The sequence below is a fragment of the Actinomyces sp. zg296 genome (assembly GCF_009829695.1).
Classification (GTDB): Bacteria; Actinomycetota; Actinomycetes; order Actinomycetales; family Actinomycetaceae; genus Actinomyces; species Actinomyces marmotae.
On the sequence record NZ_VWPG01000013.1, the window covers coordinates 39,327 to 47,935 of the forward strand.

The 8,609-nt window shown below is 72.0% G+C and carries 5 protein-coding genes and 1 pseudogene; 2 read left to right on the forward strand and 4 right to left on the reverse strand.

Annotation, left to right across the window (positions count from 1 at the left end; translation table 11 throughout):
• Window positions 1–102 precede the first annotated feature (102 nt).
• From GVV76_RS09500 to glgX, 4 genes are all read right to left on the reverse strand, one after another.
• Entirely contained in the window at window positions 103–2,157 is a 2,055-nt protein-coding gene (locus GVV76_RS09500; RefSeq protein ID WP_159626643.1) for an alpha-1,4-glucan--maltose-1-phosphate maltosyltransferase, read from the reverse strand.
• Between the two features lie 106 nt (window positions 2,158–2,263).
• Window positions 2,264–3,409, reverse strand: coding sequence for a tryptophan--tRNA ligase (gene trpS / locus GVV76_RS09505; RefSeq protein WP_159626644.1), 1,146 nt, complete (start codon window positions 3,407–3,409; stop codon window positions 2,264–2,266).
• 65 nt (window positions 3,410–3,474) lie between these two features.
• The gene (locus GVV76_RS09510) at window positions 3,475–4,857 is read right to left on the reverse strand and encodes a PAS domain-containing protein (RefSeq protein ID WP_159524225.1); all 1,383 of its coding nucleotides are present in this window, start codon (window positions 4,855–4,857) and stop codon (window positions 3,475–3,477) included.
• Between the two features lie 164 nt (window positions 4,858–5,021).
• Entirely contained in the window at window positions 5,022–7,400 is a 2,379-nt protein-coding gene (gene glgX / locus GVV76_RS09515; RefSeq protein ID WP_159626645.1) for a glycogen debranching protein GlgX, read from the reverse strand.
• A 111-nt stretch (window positions 7,401–7,511) separates the two neighbouring features.
• On the opposite strand from glgX, the gene GVV76_RS09520 reads away from it, so the two are divergent.
• The gene (locus tag GVV76_RS09520; protein WP_159524223.1) at window positions 7,512–8,273 is read left to right on the forward strand and encodes an electron transfer flavoprotein subunit beta/FixA family protein; all 762 of its coding nucleotides are present in this window, start codon (window positions 7,512–7,514) and stop codon (window positions 8,271–8,273) included.
• A gap of 93 nt (window positions 8,274–8,366) precedes the next feature.
• Window positions 8,367–8,609 (forward strand): annotated as a pseudogene (locus GVV76_RS09525) (electron transfer flavoprotein subunit alpha/FixB family protein); the annotation flags it as partial.

Below are 8,609 nucleotides of genomic sequence, written 5' to 3' on the forward strand. Positions count from 1 at the left end.
CGGTGCCCACCGGGGGATCCATGAGCGTCAGGGGGCGCGCTCCCGCGCCGGCGGGCGGCGGGCCGATGGGCGGTGACCCGGCGGGCGGGGGACTGGCAGCGCTCACAGGGCGCGCACCCGCATGACGTGCGCGACCTGGCCCGAGTGTGGGTCGAGGCGGATGTAGTTTGAGCCGGACCACTCGTAGTCCTGCCCGGTGAGCTCATCGGTGACCGCCAGGCACGGGCGCGAGCCGTCGGCGTCCTCGGGCAGCCCCAGCTGGGCCAGGTTGAGGCTCAACCGGCCGACCTGCGCGTTGCGCGGGTCGAGGTTGACCACGGTGAGGACGACGTCGTCCTCACCAGGGGCGCTGGTGGTCCCCTCCGGGACCTCGGCGGCGCGCACCCGCTTGGAGTAGGCGATGATCTGGTCGTTGCCGGTGTCATGGAACCAGATGTCCCGCAGTTGGCCGAGCGCCGGGTGGGAGGCGCGGATCGCGTTGAGCCGGGTGAGGAGGTCCTCGATGCCGTTGCCGCGGGCGGCGGCGAAGTCGCGCGGCTTGTACTCGTACTTCTCGTTGTCGATCTGCTCCTCGTAGCCGGGGCGCGGAATGGATTCGGCCAGCTCGTAACCGGAGTAGATTCCCCAGGTGGGGGACAGGGTGGCGGCGAGCACGGCGCGCAGCTTGAAGGCGGGCACGCCCCCGTGGGTCATGAACGGGGTGAGGATGTCGTGCGTCGTGGGCCAGAAGGCCGGGCGCAGCACGTGCGCGGTCTCCTGGGAGAGCTCCACGAGGTAGTCGGTCAGCTCCTCGCGGGTGTTGCGCCACGCGAAGTACGTGTAGGACTGGTGGAAGCCGATCTTGCCCAGGGTGCGCATCATCGCCGGGCGGGTGAAGGCCTCGGCGAGGAAGAGGACCTCGGGGTGGGCCTCGCGAACCTCGCTGATGAGGCGCTGCCAGAAGTTCAGGGGCTTGGTGTGGGGGTTGTCCACGCGGAAGATCGTCACGCCGTGGGCGATCCAGGTGTCGACGACGCCCTTGATGGCGTCGTAGATGCCCTCGGGGTCGTTGTCGAAGTTGAGGGGGTAGATGTCCTGGTACTTCTTGGGCGGGTTCTCCGCGTAGGCGATGGAGCCGTCGGCCAGGACCGTGAACCACTCGGGGTGCTCGGCCACCCACGGGTGGTCCGGGGAGCACTGGAGCGCCAGGTCCAGGGCCACCTCCATGCCGAGCTCGCGGGAGCGGGCCACGAGGGCGTCGAAGTCCTCGAAGGTGCCCAGGTCCGGGTGGATGGCTTCGTGGCCGCCCTCGGCCGAGCCGATGCCGTAGGGCGAGCCCGGGTCGCCCGGCCGCGCGTTGAGGGTGTTGTTGCGGCCCTTGCGGTTGGTGACGCCGATCGGGGAGATGGGGGTGAGGTAGAGGACGTCGAAGCCCATGGCCGCGATGCGGTCCAGGCTCTCGGTGGCGGTGCGCAGCGTGCCGGAGTGCCAGTTGCCGCGCTCGTCGCAGTAGGCGCCCAGCGACCGGGGGAAGATCTCGTACCAGGAGCCGGCCAGGGCGCGGGGGCGGTCCACCTGCAGGGGGTAGGCGCGTGAGGGGGAGACGAGGTCCCGCAGCGGGAGGCGGTCGAGGACGGCGACGACGGCGTCGGCCAGTCCCGCCCCCAGGCGCTCGACGGCCGAGCGGGAGGCGTCGCGCAGGAGGGCCGCGGCGGCTCCCAGCACGGCGGCATCGGCCCGGCCCCGGCCGGGCACGGCCTGGGCGCGCTCCATGAGACGCGCGCCCTCCTCAAGCATGAGCTCGACGTCAACACCAGCGGGCACCTTGATCCCGGCGTCATGGGCCCAGGTGGCGTAGGGGTCCGACCATCCCTCGACGCGGAAGGACCAGTCGCCCGGAGCGTCGGGCGCCAGGCGCGCCTCGTAGCGGTCCAGGCCGGGGGCGATGAGCCGCATCCGGGCGCTGGGCCCATCGGTGCCGTCCGGGCGGATGAGCACGGCGGTCGCCGCGAAGCGGTCATGCCCCTCGCGGAAGACGGTCGCGCGGATGGGGATGACCTCACCGGGCACCGCCTTGGCGGGCCAGTGGCCATCCTCGACCACGGGGAAGACCTCAGTGACCGGGATCCGGCCGACGAGGGGGCGGGCAGGACGCGGAGCGGTGGTGTGTCGGATCACAGGACAAGACTACGGGCCCGGCGTACATCCGGCACCCCGAACGGAGGGGCTCCGGGCGCGCCCCGGGCAGTCACGGTCAGGCGGGGCCCGGGCCTCCCGGGCCGCCTCAGTAATCCATGCGCATGGCGGCGCGAACCGCCCGCAGGGTCTCGTCCGCGACCTCGTTGGCCCGCGCGTTTCCCGAGGCCAGGACCGCCAGGAGGTGGTCCTCGTTGGCGGCCAACTCCGCGCGGCGCGCGCGGATCGGCGCGAAGTACTCGTTGACCGCCTCGGTGGTGAGCCTCTTGAGGGCGCCCGCGCCGCCGTCACCGATGCTCTCGGCGATCCCCTCCGGGGAGCCCGCCCCGCACAGGGAGGCGAGCATGAGCAGGTTGGACACCTCCGGGCGGCCCGCGGGGTCATAGGTGATGACGCGGTCGGAGTCCGTCTTGGCCTTCTTCAGGGCCTTGGCGGTCTCATCGGCGCTCATGCGCAACTCGATCGTGTTGCCCCGCGACTTGCTCATCTTCTCCCCGTCCAGCCCCAGCAGCAGCGGGGCCTCGCCGAGCAGCGCCTCGGGACGGCGGAACACCGGGCGGGACTTCTCCGCCCGGCCGTAGCGCTTGTCGAAGCGCTGGGCGATGAGGCGGGCCTGCTCCAGGTGGGGCAACTGATCCTTGCCCACGGGCACGAGATTCGCCTGGCAGAACAGGATGTCCGCCGCCTGGTGCACCGGGTAGGTCAGCAGCAGGCCACTCATGGCGCGTCCGGCGGTGGCCTCCAGCTCGGCCTTGACCGTGGGGTTGCGGTGCAGCTCGGACTCGGTGACCAGGGACAGGAAGGGAAGCATGAGCTGGTTGGCGGCGGGCACCGCCGAGTGGGCGAAGATCGTCGAGCGCTCCGGGTCCACCCCCACGCTCAGCGCGTCCGCCGTCAGTGACAGGACGCGCTCGCGGATCGGGCCGACGCCGTCGCGGTCGGTGATCACCTGGTAGTCGGCCACGAGGATCCAGGTGTCGATGCCCATGTCCTGGATCGGCGCCCAGCTCCGCATCGTCCCGAAGTAGTGGCCCAGGTGCATGTTGCCGGTGGGGCGCACGCCGGTGAGCATCCGGTAGCGGCCGGGGTTCAGGGGCATGTCCGCTTCGATCTCGCGGCTGCGCGCGATGGAGCGGGCGAGCGAGGCGTCGTCGACGGCGCTGGCCAGGGCCTCCTCGGCGGCGGAGGGGGCCTGGGCGGCCGAGGAGGTGTCAGATGCGGTGGAGGGCGTCATGGCGCTAATCCTAGGCGAGGGGCGTCGCAGGGCACCGCGCCCCTGCCCGCGGGGCCCGCCCGCGCTCAGGGGACCGGGCGCCGCGAGGGCGACGACGGGGCGGCTGAGGCGGCGGCCCGGGTGAGGGCGGCCAGGTGGCCGCGCAGGTCCGAGGCCCCGGCGGCGATGTCGAGGCGCTGGCAGCTCGCCGCGAGGGCGTCGAGCTCGGCCAGGCGCCCCCGCACGGTCTCGACGACCCCGGAGGCCGCGGCTGAGAGCCCCGCGGCGGTGGCGGGCAGATGGGGGTCCTTCGCCGCGAGTGACCCCGTCCACAGCATGAGCAGCTGATTGGGAATGAGCATCATGCGGCTGGCCTCCCCGATCGTGGCCACGGCCTGGGCGCTGAGCGCGCGGTGCGCCTGGGCGGCCCGCTCCATCTCCTCCAGTCCGGCCGTCAGGCTCTCGATGAGGTCGGGGATGGACTCGGCTGAGTGCTGCGTCTCCCCGACGCCGTCGATGAGTTCAACGGTGAACAGGGCGGTGATCGTGGCGTGCAGGCGCGCCAGGGCGATCCGGAAGCGGGTGCGGGCGCCGTTGAGGTCCAGTTGGGCGAGGGTCTTGACGAGGCGGTTGACCAGGGGCGAGACGATGCCCTGCATCTGCGTCCACAGGTCGAGCATGTCTGCCAGGGGCTTGACGCGGGTGTCGCCGCGATCGAGCGTGGCGATGGTGGCGGCGGTCAGGCGGGGATCGGCGAGGGTCTGGGTCAGAGAGGCCCCGGTGGCCTTGAGCGAGGCCGACAGCTCTGCCAGTTCGCCCTGGCCCGCCATCCAGGAGTCCAGTCCATCGGTGATGGCGCTCACGGAGGAGAGCATCTCGGCCAGGTCGCCGGTGGCGCCCGGGCGCCGCGGGATGCCCTCGGACATCTCCTCCCTGCGGGCGACCTCGGCCGGTAGGGCGGCGTTCTGGAAGTCCTCGTAGGAGGACAGCCCGGCGGCCGTGAGTAGCTCGGCAATGCGGCCCAGTCCCTTGACCGACGCCTCGCGCCGGTTGTCCCCCGCCTCGATGGCGGCGTCCTCCACGGCGCGGGCGTCGCGGTAGATCGCGCGGGCGGTCTCGAACAGGTCGTCGCGCATGGGGCGGGTGCGCACGGACAGGTAGCCGCCGTCGGACAGGGGCGTGACGGTGGCGAACACCGTGTACTCCGAGCCGTCGGCGGCGAGGTTGCGCACGTAGGCGGCGAAGGGGCTGCCCGCCTGCAGGGTGTCCCACATGGCCTTGAAGGCGCCGCCGGGCATCTCCGGGTGGCGGATGATGTTGTGCGGCGCGCCGGAGAGCTGCTGGCGGCTGTAGCGGGACATCTCGACGAACACGTTGTTGGAGTGGCGGATCACCCCGCGCGCGTCAGTGGTGGAGAAGAAGATCTGGTCAACACCGACCTCATGGGTGGCGCCTGTGACCTCGGGCATGCTGGAGGGGCTCCTTGCGAGTCGTTTCGCGTGACGAGCCGTGCGGCGGCCGCGCGTCTAAATTACAGACAGATAACACGCGACTTTAGTCGTAGGGCGCGCGCTCTGCCAGGCGCGGGGGGGGGGGAGCCACGACGCCGACGGCGAGGGGCTCGCGGGAGGCCCTAGCCCGCCGGCCTCGCATCGTCGTCGTCCGCGTGGGCGAAGCGCTCCGGCTCCCGGGCGAGAGCCTCGCCGGAGAGGTAGATGCGCATGGAGAGTACCTCCATCGTGGTGGTGTCCCCGGGGCGGTCCTGGCGGCAGATGGGCCCTTGAGCGGAGCCGATGATCGAGACCGGCGCAGGCCCCGAGGCGCGCCTGATGCGGCGGGCCAGCGCGAACGCGGAGGTGTGCGGGCGGGGCACCGCCCATGTGGAGTCCCACACGAGGTGCCAGTCGCGGCCGTGGGCCCCCGGCAGGACGACCTCCTGCTCGGCCAGGGTGCCGTTGATGACGACGAGGAGGTCGTCGTCGCCCCAGGGGGCGCCCGAGCGGAGCATCTGCACCGTCCGGCAGCCGGCGTCGTGCCAGTCGCAGTGGTCCATGCGCTCGCCGTCGGCCCTGAACCAGGACAGGTCCGGGATCGTGTCCGGCTCGCCGTCGATGAGGGCCGGGGCTCCCACGGCGAAGCGGTCCGGGCGCAGCACCGGGTGCTCCTCGCGCAGGCGGATGAGGAAGCGCGTGATGGAGATGAGGTCGCGCTGCCAGATCTCCAGGTCCCAGTCGTACCAGGAGATCTCGGAGTCCTGGCAGTAGGAGTTGTTGTTGCCCCCCTGGGTGCGGCCCATCTCGTCCCCGCCCAGGAGCATCGGGGTTCCCGCGCTGATGAGCAGCGTGCCCAGCAGATTACGCGCTGAGCGGCGGCGCAGGACCTCGATCGGCCCCCCGTCCATGCCCTCGGCCACGGGGCCCTCCCAGCCATGGTTCCAGGAGCGGTTGTCATCCGTCCCGTCGCGGTTGTCCTCGCCGTTGGCGAGGTTCTGCTTGTGGTCGAAGCAGGTCAGGTCCCTGAGCGTGAAGCCGTCGTGAGCGGTGATGAAGTTCACGCTCGCCAGCGGGCCCCGTCCACCCGGGTACTCCCCGTGGCCGAACAGGTCCGCCGAGCCGGACAGGCGGGTGGCCAGGTCGCTCAGGCCCGAGCCGGGGCGCCCCTTGGACAGCTCCGAGGCATCGGCCAGCCAGAAGGAGCGCACCGCGCCGCGGTAGCGGTCGTTCCAGTCCTTGAAGGGCTCGGGGAACTCGCCGGTGCGCCAGCCGCCGGGTCCCACGTCCCAGGGCTCGGAGATGAGCTTGACGCGCTTGAGGACGGGATCGCTGCCCATCGCCGCCAGGAGCGGGTGGCGGGGGGTGAACTCGGCGCCGTGGCGGCCCAGGGTCACCGCGAGGTCGAAGCGGAAGCCGTCGATGCCGACGTCGGTCGCCCAGTAGCGCAGCGAGTCCAGCACCAGTTGGACCGCCCGGGGCGAGCGGAAGTCGATGCTGTTGCCCGTGCCGGTGACATCCCCGTAGACGGCGGGCCGTTGCGGGGCATGCAGGTAGTACTCCAGGTTGTCCAGGCCCCGCAAGGACAGGGACGGCCCATCCATGCCGCCCTCGCAGGTGTGGTTGTAGACCACGTCCATGATGACTTCGAGGCCCGCCTCATGGAGGATCGAGACCATGCCGCGCAGCTCATCGAGGACCGCCTCGGGGCCGGCGGCCTGGGCGGCGGCCGTCGCGTAGGACGGCTCGGGGGCGAAGAAGGAGAGGGTCGAGTAGCCCCAGTAGTTGCGCCGGCCCCGCTGCTGGAGGAACGGCTCGGAGAAGGCCGCGTGGATCGGCAGGAGCTCGATCGTCGTCACCCCGAGGGCGCGCAGGTACTCGATGGTGGCGGGGTGGGCGAGTCCGGCGTAGGTGCCGCGCAGGGGCTCGGGGACGCCGGGCATCCTCAATGTCATGCCCTTGACATGGGTCTCGTAGATGACCGTGCGCTCGGCGGGCACGCGCGGGCCGGGGACCAGGGGGAAGCGGGGCCCGCCCGTGACCACGCCCAGCGCCGTGCTCCCCAGCGAGTCCAACTCCGAGGGGGCGAAGGGGATGAGCGCGGGGGAGAGGTCTTCCTCCACCGCGTGGGCGTAGATCTCCGGGGACAACTTCGTGGTGCCGCTGGTCAGGCGCGCGTAGGGGTCCAGGAGCATCTTGCGCGGATTGTGGAGGAGCGCCTCGGAGGGGTTCCAGCATCCGTGGACCCGGTAGCCGTAGCGCTGCCCGACGCCGACGCCGGGCACATGCGCGTCCCACGCGCCCTGCTGCGGGCCATACATGCCGATGCGGCGCTCGGCAATGGGGGTCCCGGCGTCGTCGACCTCGACGAGGCACAGGTCCACCGCCGTGGCGCGAGGGGCCACGACCACGAAGTCCGTCCCATCACCCTGGGGGGTGGCCCCCAGGCGGGCGCGCTCAAGCGCGCGCGCTGGTGCCAGCGGCGCAGGGGAGAACAGGGCGGGATCGGACACGGGTTTCATTGTCGCTCGCGCGCCAACCCTGGCCAAACGCGGGGCGCGAGCCGAGGGCTGCAAGCAGGATCACCGAACTGAGTGAGCGGTCACACCCCGCTTTATGGCAACCTTGGACGCATGAAAATCGTCGTCTGCATCAAGCACGTTCCTGACGTGCAGTCCGAGCGCCGCTTCGAGGAGGGTCGCCTCCTGCGCGGCGACGAGGATGTTCTCAATGAGCTCGATGAGAACGCCGTCGAGGCGGCCGTCAGCCTCGCCGAGGATGCCGGGGGGGAGGTGATCGCCCTGACCATGGGCCCGGAGGACTCTGAGGACGGCGTGCGCCGCGCCCTCCAGATGGGGGCGGACTCCGGCCTCATCGTCGCCGACGACGGGCTCGCCGGGGCCGACGTCGTCACCACCGCGCGAGTGCTCGCCGCCGCCATCGAGCGCATCGGCGGCGTCGACCTCATCGTCACCGGCATGGCCTCCCTGGACGGCATGACCTCCATGCTCCCCGGGGCGCTCGCCGCGGCCGTGGGCGTGCCCGCGCTCACCCTGGCCACCGAACTGGGGGTCGCCGACGGGGCCGTGACGATCCAGCGGACCACCGGCACGCTGCGCGAGACCCTGCGCGCGCCGCTGCCCGCCCTCGTCTCTGTGACCGACCAGGCCAACGAGCCCCGCTACCCGAACTTCGCCGCCATGCGCGCGGCGAAGAAGAAGCCCCTCGACGTGCTCTCGTTGGACGACCTCGGGCTGGAGGCCCCGGGCGATCCCGCCGTGAGCGTGGTGGCCGCCCAGGCGAGGCCCGCCCGCGAGGCCGGCATCATCCGCACCGACGCCGGGGACGCCGGGCGGGAACTCGCCGCGTGGCTCGTCGAGACCAAGCTCGTCTAAGGCTCGTCTGAAACTCGTCTGAGGCTCATCCGGAGCCCGCCCGTAAGACGTCTAATGCGCGCCCGCCGCCCATAAGACCCAAGGAGATCCCGCATGTCCCACACGCTTGACGCCCCCATCCTCGTCCTGGCCGACCTCGATGACGCCGGTCACCCCACCGGCGCCGCCCTGGAGTTGCTTGCCGCGGCCCGGTCGCTGAGCCCCCAGGCGATCGCCCTCGTGCTCGGCGACGCCGCCGCGGCGAGCGCCGTCGCGCCCGCCCTGGCCACTGCGGGCGCGACCCGGCTGCTGGCCGCCGCCGTTCCCGCGCTGGCCGGATGCGCCGCCGACGCCGTG